The 19,392-nt window shown below is 50.2% G+C and carries 17 protein-coding genes; 16 read left to right on the forward strand and 1 reads right to left on the reverse strand.

Going from position 1 to position 19,392, the window contains the following annotated elements; genetic code table 11:
• Window positions 1–16: 16 nt before the first annotated feature.
• The 14 genes from IPM52_08090 (at window position 17) to IPM52_08155 (ending at window position 15,312) form a co-directional block, all read left to right on the forward strand.
• Entirely contained in the window at window positions 17–1,570 is a 1,554-nt protein-coding gene (locus tag IPM52_08090; protein ID MBK9291571.1) for an Rne/Rng family ribonuclease, read from the forward strand.
• A gap of 67 nt (window positions 1,571–1,637) precedes the next feature.
• On the forward strand, window positions 1,638–2,633 hold the full coding sequence (gene trpS, locus IPM52_08095) for a tryptophan--tRNA ligase (protein ID MBK9291572.1): 996 nt from the start codon (window positions 1,638–1,640) through the stop codon (window positions 2,631–2,633).
• 23 nt (window positions 2,634–2,656) lie between these two features.
• Complete coding sequence (locus tag IPM52_08100) at window positions 2,657–3,037, forward strand: hypothetical protein (GenBank protein MBK9291573.1); 381 nt, start codon at window positions 2,657–2,659, stop codon at window positions 3,035–3,037.
• A 13-nt stretch (window positions 3,038–3,050) separates the two neighbouring features.
• Window positions 3,051–4,244 carry a GTPase HflX gene (gene hflX / locus IPM52_08105; protein MBK9291574.1) on the forward strand — a complete coding sequence of 398 codons (1,194 nt, stop codon included), beginning with the start codon at window positions 3,051–3,053 and terminating at the stop codon, window positions 4,242–4,244.
• 90 nt (window positions 4,245–4,334) lie between these two features.
• Window positions 4,335–5,960, forward strand: coding sequence for an apolipoprotein N-acyltransferase (gene lnt, locus IPM52_08110; GenBank protein MBK9291575.1), 1,626 nt, complete (start codon window positions 4,335–4,337; stop codon window positions 5,958–5,960).
• Window positions 5,961–5,964: 4 nt separating this feature from the next.
• Window positions 5,965–6,966 carry a tRNA-dihydrouridine synthase family protein gene (locus IPM52_08115; GenBank protein MBK9291576.1) on the forward strand — a complete coding sequence of 334 codons (1,002 nt, stop codon included), beginning with the start codon at window positions 5,965–5,967 and terminating at the stop codon, window positions 6,964–6,966.
• A gap of 59 nt (window positions 6,967–7,025) precedes the next feature.
• The gene (locus IPM52_08120; GenBank protein MBK9291577.1) at window positions 7,026–8,537 is read left to right on the forward strand and encodes a hypothetical protein; all 1,512 of its coding nucleotides are present in this window, start codon (window positions 7,026–7,028) and stop codon (window positions 8,535–8,537) included.
• Between the two features lies 1 nt (window position 8,538).
• A complete protein-coding gene (locus IPM52_08125; protein ID MBK9291578.1) occupies window positions 8,539–9,954 on the forward strand; it encodes a sigma-54-dependent Fis family transcriptional regulator in 1,416 nt (471 codons plus the stop codon).
• A gap of 183 nt (window positions 9,955–10,137) precedes the next feature.
• Complete coding sequence (locus tag IPM52_08130; protein ID MBK9291579.1) at window positions 10,138–10,737, forward strand: hypothetical protein; 600 nt, start codon at window positions 10,138–10,140, stop codon at window positions 10,735–10,737.
• Between the two features lie 205 nt (window positions 10,738–10,942).
• Window positions 10,943–12,043: a L,D-transpeptidase gene (locus tag IPM52_08135; protein MBK9291580.1), complete on the forward strand. Its 1,101-nt coding sequence runs from the start codon at window positions 10,943–10,945 to the stop codon at window positions 12,041–12,043.
• 133 nt (window positions 12,044–12,176) lie between these two features.
• A complete protein-coding gene (locus IPM52_08140; GenBank protein MBK9291581.1) occupies window positions 12,177–12,764 on the forward strand; it encodes a L,D-transpeptidase in 588 nt (195 codons plus the stop codon).
• Window positions 12,765–12,774: 10 nt separating this feature from the next.
• Complete coding sequence (locus IPM52_08145) at window positions 12,775–13,659, forward strand: hypothetical protein (protein ID MBK9291582.1); 885 nt, start codon at window positions 12,775–12,777, stop codon at window positions 13,657–13,659.
• A 22-nt stretch (window positions 13,660–13,681) separates the two neighbouring features.
• Window positions 13,682–14,695, forward strand: a complete 1,014-nt coding sequence (locus IPM52_08150; GenBank protein MBK9291583.1) for an NAD-dependent epimerase/dehydratase family protein — start codon at window positions 13,682–13,684, stop codon at window positions 14,693–14,695.
• 92 nt (window positions 14,696–14,787) lie between these two features.
• Window positions 14,788–15,312 (forward strand): flavodoxin domain-containing protein, encoded by a 525-nt coding sequence (locus IPM52_08155; protein MBK9291584.1) that lies wholly within the window; start codon window positions 14,788–14,790, stop codon window positions 15,310–15,312.
• Window positions 15,313–15,325: 13 nt separating this feature from the next.
• Here the strand turns inward: IPM52_08155 and IPM52_08160 are convergent, their stop codons facing one another.
• Complete coding sequence (locus tag IPM52_08160; protein MBK9291585.1) at window positions 15,326–16,777, reverse strand: transporter substrate-binding domain-containing protein; 1,452 nt, start codon at window positions 16,775–16,777, stop codon at window positions 15,326–15,328.
• A gap of 242 nt (window positions 16,778–17,019) precedes the next feature.
• Between IPM52_08160 and IPM52_08165 the strand changes: the two genes are divergently transcribed.
• Together IPM52_08165 and IPM52_08170 are read left to right on the forward strand one after the other, a co-directional pair.
• Window positions 17,020–17,715, forward strand: coding sequence for a hypothetical protein (locus IPM52_08165; GenBank protein ID MBK9291586.1), 696 nt, complete (start codon window positions 17,020–17,022; stop codon window positions 17,713–17,715).
• A gap of 19 nt (window positions 17,716–17,734) precedes the next feature.
• A complete protein-coding gene (locus IPM52_08170) occupies window positions 17,735–19,387 on the forward strand; it encodes a hypothetical protein (GenBank protein ID MBK9291587.1) in 1,653 nt (550 codons plus the stop codon).
• The last annotated feature ends 5 nt before the right edge of the window (window positions 19,388–19,392 follow it).

Here is a 19,392-nt window from a genome sequence, read left to right on the forward strand (position 1 = left end):
ATCAATGTCAGAAAACATCAACAGAGAACTCATCATCGATTCTCGTGCTTCGGAGGTTGACATTGCGCTGCTGGAAGACAAACTTCTGGTCGAATTACACAAGGAAAAGACCAACAATAACTTTGCTGTTGGCGACATTCACCTGGGCAAGGTCAAAAAGATCATGCCCGGCCTCAATGCTGCCTTTGTGGATGTAGGCTACGAAAAAGATGCTTTTCTGCATTACCTCGATCTCGGGCCACAAATTCGGTCGCTCAACAAATACGTGAAGCTGGCCCTGAACGGCAAGCCGGAAAATATTACGATGGAGAACTTCCGCAACGAGCCGGACATCGAGAAGACGGGAAAGATCAATCAGGTTTTGGCCTCGGGTGCCCAGATCATGGTACAGATTGCCAAAGAACCCATCTCTACCAAAGGTCCGCGCATTTCGTCCGAAATTTCTCTGGCAGGGCGCTATCTGGTGCTGGTGCCCTTTTCGAACCGCATTTCGGTATCGCAAAAAATCAGATCGAACGAAGAGCGCAACAGGCTCAAACGCCTGATCCAGAGCATCAAACCCAACAATTTCGGAGTCATTATCCGCACCGTGGCCGAAAACAAAAAGGTGGCCGAGCTTGATGCCGATCTGCGCCAGCTTGTGGAGAAATGGGACAAGGTAACCGCCAAGCTCAACGGAGCCAAAGCACCCATGAAACTGCTCAGCGAGCTCGACCGCACTTCGGCCATCCTGCGCGACCTGCTCAACGAGTCGTTCAACAGCGTGCACGTAAACGACCCCAACCTTTATGAAGAGGTGCGCAGTTTCATCCAGACCATTACCCCGCAAAAGGTCGATATCGTCAAACTCTACAAAGGCAAAGCCCCCATCTTCGAACATTTCGGGGTGGACAAGCAAATCAAAGGTCTTTTTGGTCGAACAGTGACCATCCGCAGCGGTGTTTATCTCATCATCGAACACACCGAAGCCATGCACGTGATTGACGTCAACAGCGGTCATCGCGTGAACAAAGAAAACAGCCAGGAAGAAAACGCGCTGGAAGTCAATCTGGAAGCCGCAACAGAAATCGCCCGCCAGCTCAGGCTGCGCGACATGGGCGGCATCATTGTGGTCGATTTTATCGACATGCACGACAGCAAGCACAAACGCGAACTCTATCAGCGGCTGAAAGCCGAAATGAGTAAAGACCACGCCAAACACACCATCCTGCCACCCAGTAAATTTGGATTGGTGCAGATCACCCGCCAGCGCGTGCGTCCGCAAATGAGTGTCGAAATCCTGGAAAAATGCCCGGCCTGCGAAGGCACAGGAAAAATTAAACCCAGCATCCTGTTTACCGACGAAATAGAAAGCAACCTGAAGTACCTGCTCCTGGAGCAGAACGAGAAAAACATTACCCTGGTCGTTCATCCCTATCTGCATGCCTACCTCACCAAAGGATGGTGGCCCATCTGGTGGAAATGGATGCTCAAATACAAACGATTGTTCAAAATCAGAGCAAACAAAAGCTTTCATGTGCTGGAATATAAGTTCCTGAATCAAAGCAACATAGAGCTGAGCATCTCATAAAACTTATGCCAAAGCCTCCAAACCGGGGGCTTTGGTGCTTTTAACAGCAAATACCTAATTTTGCAACATGGAAATTGTACTTAGCGGAATACGCCCCACCGGCAACCTCCACCTTGGAAACTACTTTGGCGCTGTGCGCAACTTTGTGCGCATGCAGGAGCAAAACAAATGCTTCTTTTTCATAGCCGATTATCATTCGCTCACCACCCACCCCAAGCCGACCGACCTGCACGGCAATGTGAAACAAGTGCTGGCCGAATACCTTGCCGCCGGTCTCGACCCCGAAAAGTCGACCCTGTATGTGCAAAGCGACCTCCCGGAAGTGGCCGAGCTCTACCTCATCCTGAACATGAATGCCTATGTGGGCGAACTCGAACGGGTGACCACCTTCAAGGAAAAAGTGCGCAAACAACCCGATAATGTGAATGCCGGATTGCTCACCTACCCTACCCTCATGGCAGCCGACATCCTGATTCACAAAGCCCACAAAGTGCCCGTTGGAAAAGACCAGGAACAGCACCTCGAAATGACGCGCACCTTCGCAAGGCGTTTCAACAGGATGTATCAGGAAGACTTCTTCCCCATCCCCCAGGCCTACAATTTTGGCGCTGAACTGGTAAAAATACCCGGACTTGACGGCAGTGGAAAAATGGGCAAGTCGGAAGGCGAGGGCAATGCCATCTTCCTGATCGACGACCCCAAAACAATCCGTAAAAAGGTGATGCGCGCAGTGACCGACACCGGCCCCACCGAACCCAACCAGCCCATGTCGGACGGGGTGCAAAACCTGTTTACCCTGCTGAGCGTGGTTTCTACCCACGACACCGTCGAATACTTCAAGGAACAATACAACAACTGCAGCATCCGCTACGGCGACCTGAAAAAACAGCTTGCCGAAGACATCATTGCCTTCACCGAACCCATCCGCCAGCGCATTCTCGAAATCTCGGCCGACGACGACTACATCAGCCGTGTGGCCCGCCTGGGTGCCGAAAAAGCACGCGCAAGCGGAGCGGCCACGGTGAAAGAAGTTCGCGAAATCATTGGATTCCGGCATTTTTAGCTATGGGGAACGCCGGTATTTATGTGACAAGGTTTGTAACCTTCCTGCTCAAACTCTCGGTTGTCGCTTACATGTTTGCCGTGGTGTTTCCTTACATCAGCGACCCGGGCTTCGAAAGCACCTTTGGCACCTGGTCGGTGCGATGGCTGCTCATCATCCTGCTGGGGGCCATCACCCTGGGAGTGTTTGTTGTGTCGCGTACCGACTTTTACCTTTATGGATTCTTTCTGGTAGCCATTGCAGCGGTTTACAAACTTTTCAATATCATGCTCACGCCCCTGGCCATTGGCGAACTCATGCTGCACTTTTACGTCCTCTCGACTGCCATTTATTTTCTTACACGCGACCTGCGTCATCATCGTTCTTACAAGAAGCGGCGCTCCGGCAAGCCCGCCGAATGGTAAGCGATCTCAGCCTATGTCCAAAAACATCTCAACCGCACTAAAACCCGAGCGTGCCGTGGTGGTGGGGATCATCACCCCCGAGCAGCCACGCAGCAAAGTGGAAGACTACCTGACTGAGCTGGAGTTTCTGGTTGATACGGCCGGAGGTATTCCCGTGAGGCGTTTTACACAAACTTTGCCTGCTGCAAACAGCAAAACCTATGTGGGCTCGGGCAAGCTGGAGGAAATAGTGCAATACGTCAAGGCCGAAAACATTGATATGGTGGTGTTCGACGACGAATTGGGCGCTTCGCAGATTCGCAATCTCGAAAAAGCACTCGGCTGCAAAGTGCTCGACCGAACTACCCTCATCCTCGACATTTTTGCAAAACGCGCACGCACCGCTCATGCGAAAGCCCAGGTAGAACTTGCACAATACCAATATCTTCTGCCACGGCTTACCAGGATGTGGACCCACCTTGAACGCCAGCGTGGAGGCATCGGACTTCGAGGCCCCGGTGAAACCGAAATTGAAACCGACCGCCGGGTGATCCGCGATAAAATTGCCCAACTCAAAGAAAAGCTGCGCGAGATAGACACCCAAAAGGCTGTGCAACGCAAAAACCGCGGCAAGCTCATCCGCGTTGCCCTGGTTGGCTACACCAACGTGGGCAAATCCACCATCATGAATATGCTCAGCAAGAGCGATGTGTTTGCCGAAAACAAACTATTTGCCACACTCGATACCACAGTGCGCAAAGTGGTGGTGGACAATCTGCCATTCCTGCTGTCCGACACCGTCGGCTTTATCCGCAAGCTCCCGCACGACCTGATTGAGTCGTTCAAATCGACACTCGATGAGGTGCGCGAATCGGATATCCTGCTTCATGTGGTGGACGTGTCTCATCCGGAGTTTGAAGAACAAATCGGCATCGTCAACCAAACCCTCGCCGAACTGGGTGCAGCCGAAAAAAAAACGATTCTGATTTTCAATAAGATAGATGCTTACGCTCATCCGGTTATGGACGAAGACGAGTTCGACCTTACCCGTCCGGAAAGGCCCAGCCTGGAAACTTTGAAACAACAATGGGAACAAAAAACCAACCAGCCGGTGATTTTTATCTCGGCACTGCATCGCGAAAATTATGCAGCACTGCGCGAACTGCTTTACCGGGAAATCAGGGATATGCATGCCATCCGCTATCCGTATGATGACTTCCTTTACTAAAAGGTTAAACCAAACCGGCTAGCCCTGAGGTAAACCAGAACGGAGCGCTTAATTGGTTAATTTTGTCCCACAGGCAAAGCCCCGTATCCCATGAAAAAAATTCATCTTATTGCCTTGACTGTGCTCAGCGGAATCTTGCTTAGCGCTGCCTGGCCTGCCAGAGGATTGAGTTTTGTTATTTTTTTCGCCTGGGTTCCCCTGCTCTATGTGCAGCAGGAACTGGGCAACCGCAAGCAAAGAGGTATGTTCAGGCTGGCCTGGCTCAGCTTTTTGGTATGGAACACCCTGACTACCTGGTGGATATGGAACTCCACCGAGATAGGCGCAATCGCAGCCATTGGTCTGAACAGCCTTTTTATGGCACTGGTATTCAAGGCGTTTCACTTTACAAAGACGCACCTTTACGACAATAAAAAGGGCAATCTGGTACTGGTATTTTTATGGCTGGCGTGGGAGTGGTTTCACCTGCACTGGGACCTCAGCTGGCCCTGGCTCAATCTGGGGCATGTGTTCAGTGGACAAACCCGGTGGATACAGTGGTACGAATACACCGGAGTGGCCGGAGGCTCCGCCTGGGTGTTATTGGTCAACATATTGTTTTTCAACGCTTTAAAACAATTTCAAGAGGAGAATTATCGCATAAATACGGCTATCCGACGCTTGCTGCCGGTTATGTTGCTGGTGCTTCTGCCAATCGTAATCTCCCAATTCATCTACTTCAGATATGAAGAAACCGAAGATCCGGTTGATGTGGTGGTTGTTCAGCCCAACCTGGATCCATATTCCGAACAATACAATCTGTCGCCCTCCGAAGTCATTGAACGCAATCTTAGCCTTGCCCTGCGGGCCATGGGGCCGCAGACCGATTATGTCATAGCCCCTGAGTCGGCCATTCAGGAAGAAATCTGGGAAGAGCAGCTGCACCTTTCACCAAGTTTGCAGCAACTGCAGGCTTTCATCGATCAGCACCCGCACACGGCCTTGGTCATTGGTGCCAGCACATTCAGTTTTGTGCCCCGGGGCGAGGAAAACGATCCCGCTGCCCGAAAGTTTCGCACCATGGAGGGCTATTATTATGCTTATAACACAGCTTTTCATCTTGACAGCAGCGGACGGCGCCAGCTTTACCATAAATCGAAACTCACGCCAGGGGTCGAAAAAATGCCTTCGTGGACCATACTGAAACCCCTGCGCAACTATGCCATTGACCTGGGTGGAACCGTGGGCACACTCAAAACCGACAACTACCGCAAGGTATTCTCGCATCCGCAAGGCCGGATCAAGCCTGCTCCGGTGATCTGCTACGAAAGTGTGTATGGCGAGTTTGTGGCCGGATATATGCGCAATGGCGCCAATGTAATCTTTATCATTACCAACGACGGCTGGTGGGGCCACACCCCCGGGCACCGGCAACACCTGCTTTTTGCACCTCTGCGGGCAATCGAAACCCGACGCAGCATAGCCAGATCAGCCAATACCGGCATTTCGGCATTTGTGGATCAACGCGGCGACCTGTACCAAAAAACACCCTATTGGGAGGAAGCGGTGATCCGCCAGAAAATCAACCTCAACCAGAAGATCACATTTTACGTGCGATACGGAGACTTCATCTCTCGCATATCTGCCTTCCTCGCAGTGGTCTTTCTGGTATATGCCACATTGCGCGCCTACCTGAAAACGACCGGTTACTTTAAATTGCGCCAACCAAGGCCGTAAAGGCATGACCACTCACCTCGGACCTTTTCAGGGAATCACCGATGTGTGGTTCCGGCAAATATTTGCGCAACATTTTGAGGGTGTGGATAAATTTTATACACCTTTTTTCGGAAGCATTCACAGTTCAACCAGCCGCCATTTCCGTTCCGACGAACTCGACCCCAGGCTGAACGAGGAACAGAACCTTGTGCCACAATTACTTACAAATCAGGCCGGGGAGCTTGAGCGGTTTGCCATCCAGTGCCACACCCTTGGATACAACGAAATCAATATCAACATGGGCTGCCCCTGGCCTCAGGTAAGCTCAAAAAAGCGCGGATGCGGATTGATGCCCCATCCCTCCATGGTGGCCGAATTGTTGCAACCGGTTAGAAACCTGCCGGTGAAGGTATCGGTGAAATGCCGGTTGGGCTTGCATGATGCCAGCGAACTCAGCGCACTTATGCCTGTATTTGAGCAATCAGGGATCAGTACCCTCATTGTGCATGCCCGAACGGGGGTGCAACTATACAAAGGAAAGGCATTTCCCGAAGTGTTGAGCCGCATGTTGGGTGAGACCAGAATACCGATCGTTTACAATGGTGACATATTCCAGCCCGATGATCTTAAATATCTCAACGAACTTTTTCCGAAGCTCGAGGGCATCATGCTGGGCCGTGGTTTGCTGGCCGATCCTTTTCTGGCGGGCGACATCAAGGGCAGCACAAAATATCCCGGCATGGACCAGCGCTTGCTGGCAGTAAGAAAATTCACCGAAACCCTCTATTTACGCCGTACAGCCCGCCGAAGCCGGTTGCAGGCCATTCCCGGCCCGATGAAAGAGCTGTGGTGGTACCTGAGCCGTTCGTTCGATCAGCCAGCCGAAGTTTGGCGTTTGATACGAAAAGCCCGTACGGCCGACAGCTTCCTGGAAGCACAGGCAGTAATATTCAGGCAATTTGCCTGGCTGGGCAGGGGATTTGCCCGTTGTTCGTCGGACATGATTGAGCAAAAACAGCAAGAATAAATATTCTTCATCCACAAGTATTTTCGGAAAACCATTCAATGTTATACTTTTGATGTCTCATGCTCAAGGTTTTTCGCATGTCGCTGCCACGCTTCAGGTTTCATTTAAGCTACAACATGATCATCTGGTCGCTGGTGAGCATTGCCCTGATGCTGGGGGCCGGATTTCTGATCATCTCGTATATCTATCAGCTTCAGGACAATACAAAGCAACTGATTCGCGAAAATGCGCTGAGCACCGACGATGCCCGCGAGCTGCGGCTGGCCTTGTACAGGGTGAGAGCCGCGTCGCTCTCGAATGTTTTCGATCGCAGCGAAGAAAAAATTCAGCAACTCGAAAACGAACAACGAAACTACCTCGCCCTGTTGAGCAAAGCCGGCAATTCGGCCACCACCCCTGATCAGATCAGGCTGGTGCAACAAATATCCGCGCTGTTTACCAACTACCAGCAAACACTGATCAATACCAACCAGATGCAGCGTCAGGGCAGGCTCAGCCAGCCTGCCACAGTGATTGTGATGTCGAGCCAGGACCTAATCAATACCATAGAGGAAAAAACCAATCAGCTCATCGAGGCCAAACAGGCCGAGCAAGCCCTGCTCGAACAAAGCATCAACAGAAACGAAACGATCATAACCACAGCCATTTACGCCTTAGGCATCAGTGGTATTATCCTTGGCCTGATACTTGGCTGGCTGGTTGCACGCATTGTGCTCAATCCCATTTATCGCCTGGTAGTCAAGGTGCGCGATGCAGCCGGGGGCGAGCTGGTGGAACACATCCAGATGCATCCGGGAAAGGAACTCGAAGAGCTCGACATGCACATCAGCAGGCTCATCAACCGCATCAACAAAGCCAACGAAGACCTGCGAAAAAACCGCGAGCTGCTCGAGCAATCCATCCGACTGGCTGCCATTGGCAAGATAGCTCCGGCCCTGGCACACGAAATCCGAAACCCGCTTACCTCCATTAAGATACTCGTTCACAGCATGATGGACAGTTTTCCGGAAGGCAGCGAACAACGACACGACCTGCAGATCATTCAGGGCGAGGTCATCCGCATGGAAGAGTTTCTGCAAAACTTTATGAAATATGCCCGGCCACCACGGCCAAAAATGGAGATTATCAGCCCGGCAGAAATCATCGAACAAGTGATCAGGCTGATGGATGCACGCCTCAAAAAACAACATATCGACATAGAGACCCTTCACCAAAACCCTTCGCTGAGGCTTAAAGCCGACCCTTCGATGTTCCGTCAGGTACTCATCAACCTGCTCAACAATGCGATAGATGCGCTTGAAAACGGGGGAAAAATCCGGGTTCAAACCGGTTTGATTCAGGAAGAGGATTCTGAACACTTTTTTGTCAGCATCACCGACAATGGCCCGGGCATACCCGCCGAGATAGCCGAAACACTGTGGGAACCTTTTGTCAAAGGAAAAGATCAAGGCACCGGGCTGGGACTTGCCATTTCGCAACGCATAGCCGAGATGCACCATGGCAGGCTTAAAGCCTTAAACAACAGCCAGGGCGGGGCTACCTTTACATTTTATATGCCGCTCGAAGCATAATATGGACCAAATCAGACAAATACTCATTGTGGACGACGAGGAGCATGTGCGCTATTCGCTCCGAAAACTCCTCAAAAAACCCGGGTTCGAGATAATGGAAGCCACCAATGGCCTGGATGCCTTGCGGAAACTCGAATCGAACGAACCCGACCTGATGCTGATGGATATCGAAATGCCCGGAATGAACGGACTGGAAGCAATTCAAAAAATAAAAGCACTGTATCCATCGCTGCCTGTGATTATCATCACTGCCTACGGCACAACCGAACGCGTGATAGCTGCCATGAAATACGGGGCATTCGAATACCTCGAAAAACCCTTCGACATTATGCGGCTCCAGGCGCTTGTATCGGAAGCGCTCGAAATCAGGCGACTGGCCAGGGCACACCAACCATCAGAAAAAACCGGAAACATAGCCGTACCGGGTACCATGATTGGCGAAAGCCCGGCCATGAAAGAAGTATTCAAGATGATCGGAAGAGTAGCCGCCAGCGATGTGAGTGTGTTGATTACAGGCGAGAGCGGCACCGGTAAGGAGCTGGTTGCCAAGGCTATCCACCAGTATAGCGACCGTTCGTCCAAACCCTTTGTTGCCATCAATTGTGCAGCCATACCCGAAAATCTGCTCGAAAGCGAACTCTTTGGCCACGAAAAAGGCGCATTCACCGATGCCCACCAGGCCAAGGCCGGAAAGTTCGAACAAGCCGAAGGGGGCACCCTGTTTCTCGACGAAATAGGCGACATGAGTCTTTCGCTTCAGGCCAAACTGCTCAGGGTGTTGCAGGACAACACCTTTCAACGGCTTGGAAGCAATAAGATTCTCCATTCTTCGACCCGTATCATCTCTGCCACAAACAAAAACCTGGAAAATGCCATCGCTCAGGGAAAGTTTCGCGAAGACCTCTTCTACCGGCTGAAAGTGATTGCCATCAACATCCCTCCACTCAGGGTGCGCCGCGACGACATCGCTCCGCTCACATTTCATTTCCTCAACCGATACAGCGCCGAAATGAAAAAGACCCCTCCCACCCTCCCGGCCGAAAGCATGGATCTGCTGCTAAACCATCATTGGCCGGGCAACGTGCGCGAGCTTGAAAACCTTATGAAACGCCTCATCCTGCTCAGCAAGGCCAACGTCATCACCCCGGAACAAATTTCGGCCGAGCTGAGTCAGTCAGCCGCCGAAATCGCACAACCAAAATCTGATGCAGAAGCTTTTAATCCTGCCGATGCAGAAGGAAAACTCTACGACCTCGTTATCGGTAAAGCAGAAGAGGAGCTTATCCGCAAAACCCTCACCTGGTGCAAGGGCAACCTTTCAAAAACATCCAAAATGCTCGGTATCTCCAGAGCCATGCTCTATGAGCGGATGAATAAATACGGGATCAACACCCCGGATGATCACCAACCCAACTGATTCTTTTTTTTACAAGGCTGTAAGAAAAACAAACAACACCAGCAATCAGCTGGTCAGAATGTTTATATTCATCTACTTATATTTTGCTGTATTACAGCACTTTAGCCCGTCCTTAAATTAGTTTGGCATGGTTATTGACAAAATGGGGCAGATAATTTTTGTCCAACTAAAAAAATCAGAGCCATGAAAAACATCATGAAAGCCTTTCTTGGAGTTGCCGTTGCAGCCGTAATGTTTACCAGCTGCGCCAAGGCACCCGAAGTAGAAATCAACAATGCCAAAGCTGCTGTTGAAGCCGTAAAAGCTATCGAAGCTGAACGTTATGTACCTGCTGAATTCAGCGCACTGCAGGATTCGCTGAACGCTGCTCTTCTGGAAGTTGAAAACCAGAATGCAAAATTTGCCCTTTTCAGAAGCTACAAGAAAGCTACTGCCACCCTTGCCAACGTAATGACCATGTCGGAAACTGTTAAAGCCAATACCGAAACCCGCAAGGAAGAAGTAAAAGCTGAAGCACAGCAGGCGCTTGCAGAAGTTACTACAGTTGTAACCGAAGTGAAAGAACTTCTCACTAAAGCTCCTAAAGGAAAAGAAGGCAAGGAAGCTCTCGAAGCCATTCAGGGGGATGTGGTTTTGGTAGAGTCTTTCCTTGCCGAAGTTTCCACCCTCATCAACAATGGCGATTACCTCACTGCACTCGACAAGGTTAAAGCTGCCGGCGAAAAGGCCAATGGTCTGAAAACCGAACTCGAAGCTGCTATCGCCAAAACTAAGCGCAGGTAAGAAACTGCTGTACTAAACCTCAACCTTCGTTGAATACAAGGTAAAAGGGATGCCCCGGAGGATGCAAACCTCCGGGGTTTTTTGTTTCCGTCCCAGGCCGGGCCTGTCGCAAATGGAGTCCGTATGCTCATTTGCATTATTTTTGCCCGGGATTTCAGCCTTTCATTTTGTTTAATCCGTAATGAATATCCACAGGAAATCACGCATGAAGAAGGCGCTTGTTCTTGTTACTGCTCTGCTTTTGATTACTTTTTCCACCCTTGCTGCCCTGCATTTTTTTTCAGCTAAACCTCCTGTAGGGTTGCTCGAACAAACCCATCGCGACATTGCCGCCGCACGCGAATCGGAGGCCAGAGCATATGAACTTGCCCTGATAACCGAAGCTGAGAAACTATACGAACTGGCACAGGAAGAACTCCGCAAGGAAAATGAGAAGCTCTTTTTTACTCGCGACTACAAAGCCGTGATCGATCTGGCACACAGGGCTTCATCCAAAGCTTCAGAAGCAGTGGACAAAACCAATAGCCGAAAGCTGGAGCTGAGCACCAACCAGAAAGCCAGAATCGAAGAAGTGCGCGAAAAACTTGCACATTTCGAGCAGTACTATGCCAACCTGCCACTGAATAAACGTGCCAGGCAGGACTATACCACAGCCAAACTGAAATTCCTTGAATCGGAAAAAGCCTACGATCGCCAGGCGTATCTGGTGGTCGAAAACAACCTCAATGAAGCGAAAAAGCTCATCAGTAAATCGGTTACAGCAGCACATAATCACCTGAGCGATTATTTTTCTAACCTCCCCAACTGGAAACGATGGGTGGACGAAACCATCAGCTGGTCGCTAAAAAACAATGCTACTGCCATCGTGGTTGACAAGTTTGCCCACAAATGCTACGTGTATCACGACGGAAAACTGGTCAGGGAATTCGATGCCGAACTTGGCCCAAACTGGATTGGAGATAAAAATTACAGAGGCGACAAGGCCACACCTGAGGGTAAGTATCACGTTACCAAGCTTAAAACCGGAAAAAATACCATCTACTACAAAGCGCTGCTCATCAATTACCCTAACGATGAGGATAAAGCCAGATACCGCCAGAATGTGCGTAATGGCAAAGTACCAAACCGCGGCCCGGGCAACCTGATCGAAATACACGGAGGAGGAGGAAGAGGCGTCAACTGGACTGATGGATGTGTGGCACTGAGCAACGATGATATGGACAAGCTCTGGCGGTATGTGTCGGTTGGCACGCCCGTCACCATCGTCGGTTCGACAAGAAGTCTGCAGGAAATTAACGGTCATTGACTTTGTACAAAAAATGCACAACACCCCTCAGCAAATTCTTTACTATAAAAAACAGGTCTGGACGATTTCAATCCTCCTGGCCCTGATTTTTAGTGTACTATCCGGATTCTGGGTAATTAACCATCTGGAAGGAATGCAGGAAAAGGCAATTGGCCTGATACGGAGCAAAAGCTATGATGACCTTGCACTGAGAATGTCGCAGACAGAACCGGAATCCTATCTTGCGAAACTCGAAAAAGACATCAGGGAATACAGAAAAAAAATCAACTCGTTCTTGCCTGTTCAACCGTATATTCTCATCAACACCACGCTCAACCGGTTCAGACTTTTCGACAAAAATGGCAGCCTCATCCGCGAAGGGCTGGTATCGACCGGGAGCTATACTTTGCTCAGGGGCAACAACCGGCAATGGATGTTTAAAACCCCGCGCGGACAACTGAAAGTGCTTGGTAAAACCAAAAATCCTGTTTGGGTAAGGCCCGATTGGGCATTCATCGAAGAAGGTTTGAAAGTTCCGCCGGCCGGTCACCCCTCGCGTTTTGAATATGGCACCCTCGGCGATTACTCACTCAACCTCGGCAACGGCTACCTTATCCATGGCACGCTATACAAGCGTTTTCTCGGACTGCCTGTCACCCACGGTTGCGTGCGCATGGGCGACGAAGATCTCGAGGCAACTTTTAAGACCTTGCAGCTGGGTTCAAGGGTATATATTTACTAAGTTATTGTAAATGAGTAATCTGGATAATAATAATTCCAACGGCCAAACTGAAAAGATCAGCTTTTATACCTGGATAATCGGCTGGCTTCCACGTCAGCGTGGCTTATTCGTTTTGTTTTTCCTGCTATTGATCAGCATACCGCTCGCCCTCACAGTTTTTTTGGTTGTTCTGCCGGTGATCAATGCGCCACTATTGCCTACGGAAGCTGAACTCAATGAGGCCGATACCAACGACCGGCATCTGGCGTCCACCTGGGACAAAGCCTCACTACGTATGATTGCGGCCAAAGAACTCGAACAGCTGATGATGAAAAACCGGCTTGCCCTGGCTTCGAGAGATTCCATTTATCTGATACTCGACCTGAACGACAGTACAGTGACGGTTGAAATTAAAGGCTTGCCTGTGCATAAAGTACGTGCAGAAGCGATGTATGTCAGCAATCGCATCCGTAAGGCAAGTCACAGCGCCCTGCTCCGCTGGTTGGATCAGCCGTTCTCGCTGCAGCAGGAACTGGCAACCATTGCCAGGACACCTATCCTCATCATCGATGCCCCTAAGGACACTTCAGAGGCAGCCCGCCTGCCCCGCAAACCGCTCGAACCTGAAAAAGATTTTGTGCAATATAGCCTGCTGTTCGACCGGCAACTGCTCCTGGAGATCCGACAATCCGAACCCCCACTGCCGGAAGATGCCGACAGCCTCGCAAACTACCGGTATCGCTACGACACCACTTTCAATCGCCCTTTGCTGCAACGATTTATCAATCCTTTTCCGGCCGATGGGCTGATTAAAATCAAACTATCTGTACCTCAGGAAGATGCCAGAACCATTTACAGGGCCATGCCACACTCGGTGTATGCCCGCCTGATTGTGATCCCTCCACTGGAGAAGTAAACATGAAGCATTCAACAACGAGATGATATTTGTTACAGGCGGAACCGGAATGCTGGGAGCACAGTTGCTTGTGCAGCTTACGGCACAGGGCTTCCATGTTAAAGCCCTGAAACGGGCAAATTCGGACATGCATCTTGTCAGAAAAATGTTCGGATGGTACAGCCCGGATCCGGAAAATCATTTCCAAAAAGTGAAATGGGTGGAGGGCGACCTGCTCGACAATTTTTTTCTTGAAGAACAGCTCGTTGGTGTTACTACCGTATATCACTGTGCAGCAATGGTTTCGTTCGATCCTGCCGACAGGCAGCAGATGAAACTTGTCAACGCGGAAGGCACAGCCAGGCTGGTGAATGCTATGCTTCGCATTCCGGGTATCAGGCTTTGCCATGTGAGCTCTATCGCAGCCATTGGTTCGAACGATAACGGCAGTGAGGCAGATGAAAACAGCTTGTGGAAATATGATTCGCAAACTTCTGCGTATTCCCTGTCGAAGTACGAGGCCGAGCGGGAAGTGTGGCGGGGAATAGCCGAAGGTCTCAATGCAGTTATTGTCAATCCCTCCGTCATCCTGGGGCCGGGCAACTGGCAGAAAGGCAGCAGCGCGTTGTTTTCGCTTGCTTACAAAGGGATGCCATTCTACACCAACGGGACAACAGGCTACGTGGACGTGCGCGATGTGGCAGCGGTGATGATCCTGCTCACCAATTCGCCCGTGGAGGGAGAACGCTACATCGTTTCGGCCGGCAACCTCAGTTACCGGGAATTTTTCACACAGGCAGCGCTGGCACTGGGCAGCAAGCCCCCGCGTATAGCTATCACACCCTGGATGGGCGAAGTTGCCTGGCGACTGTATGCCCTCAAAGGGCTTATCAGCGGAAAACGCACTGCTGTCACCCGCGAAACTGCCCGCAATGCCCAGAAAAAGAAGAGCTATACCTCCGCAAAGCTTATTGCGCAAACAGGCTACAAATTCATCCCTCCAGAAGAAAGCATCAGGCACTATGCCGCACTTTTCCTTAGCGACCATGCCGGCTGAGGTGCCAATTTAAACTGCTTCTAAACAGCGCCCTGCGTGCATGTCCGCATGGTTTTTTGGCTACTTTTACCCCACGAAAAACCATTTTCCAAATGAAAAAGACTTTGATTCTGTACTGGGCGCCGGGTGGTAGTGTCGAAAAAGCAGCCCGGATGCTTCAGCAAGTCATCGGAACCGATAAAGCCGAGCTTAGCGATGTGGCTTCCTTTCAGGTTGAACGCCTTCCGGAATTCGACAACCTGATCCTCGGCACAGCTACCATCGGGGCTGAAACCTGGCGCGAAGCCAACGACAACAACAAGTGGATGGAGTTTTTCGAAAAAACCCGGCAATTTGATTACTCAAAACTCAAGGTTGCCACCTTTGCCCTTGGAAATCAGATCTTTTACCCCGATCATTTTGTGGACAGCCTTGGCATTATCAGGCAGGAAATAGAGCAACTGGGCGGAAAGCTTCTGGGCGCCTGGCCGGTTAAAGGTTATGAGTTCACCGACTCAATGGGCTACGACGGAGATTATTTCTTTGGGCTTGCCCTGGATGAGGACACCCAGCCGGAGCTTACGGAGGAACGCATCCGGACATGGGTTGAGCTTCTTGCAAAAGATATGACATTTTAAACAGCGCTCATTTTCAGCGCTTTTTCTTATCGGGCAGCAGGTTTTTGTAGTGCTCAAACCTTTCCATGACCTGCTCGACGAACAGGAAGGTCTCCTCACCGCGCACATATCCGTAATACGAAACCGGATCGTTGTAGAATGCCGGTCTTGATTTGTTGCGCATAAAGAAATCCACATTTCCGGTCCAGACATCAGGATTTTTATTGTATTTAACAGCCAGCCTGCGCGCATCGAGCACATGGCCCACCCCGCTGTTGTAGGCTGCCAGCACAAATTTTACACGCTCTACAGGATCGGTGATCGTTTCAGGAATTTGTTTGTCCAGATAAAGAATATATTTTCCCCCAACCTTGATCTGTTGCTCAGGTGTGGCGGTCTGATCGATGCCGTAGAGCTCCATCACCGGCGGCATCAGTTGCATCAGGCCAAAAGCCCCCGCCCAGCTAACGACCGAAGGCTTAAATTCCGACTCCTGATAGATGAGCGAAGCCAACAGGCGCCAGTCCCAACCAATCTCTGCCGCCACATCCCGGATGATATCATCGTATGGAGACAATTTGCCCTTTTCATGAAACGAATGGTATTCGCTCTGCAATTTTATTCTGAACCCCGGTCCGAAATATTTATCATACAACATGCGCGATTCGGCAGATGCCATAAAAGCCCGAAGCCAACTGTTGACCTCCTCAAGCAATTCGTTATCCTGCTCTTTGCGAAGCGCCCAGGCAATACGTTGCTGAAAACTGACGGGGGTTTTGATGTCGATGTTCGGGTAATCGCGAATAAATGCTGTAGCCATATGCTCGTCAACAACGGCCAGAGGAATCTCACCTTTTGAGACCGCTTTTATAAGTGCCTCGGGGCTGCGCTCATCGTCAACAATGTAAATCGTGTCGCCTATCTCATCCGACAATACTTCCAGCCTGCGGCGGTGCACTGTGCCCGATTGCACATGCACGGTCTTGCCGGCAAGCTCAAGGCTCGTTCGTATCATGTTATTTTCCAGCTCATTTCGGGTTTGCATCAACTGCCAGTTGCGGGGCAACCTTTGCACCAGTACCTGTCGGGTAATGAATATCGGCTCAGTAAAGTCGAATTCTTTCTGCCGGCCGGAAGTTACCGTCAGGTCCATGGCCAGTAGGTGGGCTTCACCTGAAGCAAGCTTGCGAAATGCTTCGTCAATATCCCGTTCCACCGACAATTCGAGCCTCAACCCGAGCGAGGAGGCAAGCGATTTTACCATCTCGTATTGGTAGCCAACAGGCTCGCCACGATAGATGTAGTAATTGATTGCGCTGTAGTTGGTGAGCACTTTTATCCGGCCTTCAGCCGCAATCTGCTGCAGTGCCGATGGCAGGCTGTCGGTTGTGATGGTATTTTCCGGAGCTTGTTTTGGCGAATGGCATGAAACCAGCAGTGCCCCAAGTGTAAAAACTATGAATGGCAGGTGCAACTTAATCTTCATGTTTCCGCTCTTTCTTTCGTCAAATGTAATCTTTCCGTAAAAAAACCACTGCCCAGATCAAAGACGAAATTTCTTTGAATAATTTTAACAGCCTATACATCAATGTGTTGAGATATATCTTTCAAATTTTTCTTCTGGACAAAAGCAAACAGCAAAAGTAATTTAACGTTTGTTTTATATGTTTTCGCATACCATGAACCTTATATTTGCATTATAAACCTTTCTTAGCCAACCCAATAATCATGAAAAGAAACCTGATTCTCGCATTTATTTTGCTCATGATTACTTTTTCCTCGGTGGGACAGGAATCGCAGCAGCAAAGCATGGATGAGCCGGCCGATGGAAAGAAGATTGGATTAAGCTTCGGCGCAAAAGCTGGTACCACCGGTTTTGGCGGCGAACTGGGATTTGCAGTCACACCCTCGGTGCACCTCAGGCTAGGCGGTTCGTACTTTCGCTATGATATTGAGCTCGAGGCCTTTCAAAGTGAAGTTGAGGGTTCAAGTTTTGTAAAGGTGGGAGCCATCAGCCTGCTGGCCAACCTGCACCCGGCCAGGTATTTTTATGTGAGTGCAGGCGTGTTGTATAATTTGTTCGAGGCTGGGATATACGGAATCCCTGCCAATCCAATCACCATCGGCAACATCCAGGCAACTCCGGATGAGGTTGGCTACCTGGAAGCCAATTTTAAACCAGGCATGACAATCAATCCTTATGCCGGTATTGGCTTTGGACGAGCTGTTTCGAAAAACCGCAGGCTTTCGTTCAATATCGACCTGGGTGCAGCCTTCATGGACTCTCCAAAAGCCGATCTGATAAGCACCGGAATGCTTACACCCACCTCAAGCGAAGAGCAGAAACGGCAGCTCAACGAAAACATTGCGTGGCTTCAGTTTTATCCGATTTTAAACTTTCAGTTGAATTTCAGAATATTATAAACAATAAATGGAAACCGTCATGAAAACCATAAGCGTATTAAGGCAAATCAGCTGGATGGCATTGCTGCTCATTCTGATGTCTGTTCCTCCGGCCTGCAAAAAAATCACCAATCCGCTTGAAAATCTCAAGCTGATTATTGATTACAACCTCATCAAGACAACCATTGATTTTCATATCAAAGATGCGGCCACTGGTGAGTTTCTGGGATCTGATGCCAGCCGTGATGCCATTATCATCATTTCCGGAAAAGATGCACAAGGCGTGCTCGACCCTGTGGGTGGTAGGCTTAAAGACAATACCGTGAAGGTGAACCGTGGCATGGCGGCCATCGGCATTTCGCCGGCACCTGCCTATACCCCTTCGGCCGACAAACCAGTGCAGTTTTCGATAGTTGTAATGGCGCCCGGATACCTGACCATGACCCGGCAAATCAGCATCACGCAAACAGGCCGCCACTTTGTTGAGGTGACTATGGTGAAGCTCAACAACACGCCCAATGGTGTGACTGCCACCCAGCAAAGCGGTGCAGCCAATGTCCAGAATGGGACGGTAACCGCAAGCTCAACGGTGACTTTACCCCAGGTGAATACCAACCTCAGCATTCCTCAGGGATTGGTGATGAAAGATGCCAACGGCAATCCTCTCCAAGGCGACATCAATGTGACTATGGTGCACTTCGATCCCACGGAAGCTCAGGCACTCAACTCCTTTCCCGGGGGGCTGATGCCTACTGTCAAGCGCAGCAATGGACAGGTGCAGCAGGGAATGTTCTATACAGCCAGTTTTGTGGCAATTGAAATCATCGACCAGTACGGGCGCGTAGCTGCTACGTTTGAAAACGGCACACTCTTGTTAACGACACCTGTCAACAGCCAGGTATTCAATCCTGAGGTGAACGGTGCAGTTGCTCCAGGCCAGACTGTAGGCATATGGAGCCTGAACGAAAACACGGGCCAATGGCAGGAAGAAGGCAGTACGACAATTTTCAGCCAAGATGGCATGTTGAAAGTTTCGGCCAACCTGACACATCTTTCTTACTATGCATTCAACTGGTTTACAGGAAATATCTGTGAGCAGGGTTCGCCTTTTGTATTCAACATCAGCCCGGCCATGCAGGGATCGTTCCTGATTGGCGCCAAAATTTTCAGGCAAGCGGACAATGTGATGCTCACCCGCGCCATGGTGTGGGTTTCGAACGGACAACCGGTTTTCATGACCAATATGCCAAGAAATACCCCCGTCCGCATTGAATGGGACACCGAAAATTCTCCTTTCCTTTCCGTTGATCCTGGCTCGCAAAACCTCCTGCTCAATGAAATTTGTGGCAGCAGTCCTGTCCAGGTAAACCTGATTGCCAACAGCAGCGGGCAGTTTACTACAATCACTTTCCAGGCATCGGTTTATTGTGCCGATAAGCCCGAAGTTGTGATTTATCCTTCGTTTACGGCTTATTGTCAGGCTGTTACCGGCGGTCCGGTGATTCCAATCGAGATGGTTCAAGGTCAGGCCGTTGTATCGGGCATCGTGCTCGGTCAGGAATACAATATCTGGGTAATATACGACGGAAAAGAGTATTCTACAGTGGCCACTGCCACCCAGAACTCATACTCATGGCTAGATTTTGAAATTCCGGCCAATGTGTGCGAAGAGGTCTTTGGCGGAGGAAATTAATCTCA

Source organism: Bacteroidota bacterium, assembly GCA_016715945.1.
Taxonomy (GTDB): Bacteria; Bacteroidota; Bacteroidia; order Bacteroidales; family F082; genus JALNZU01.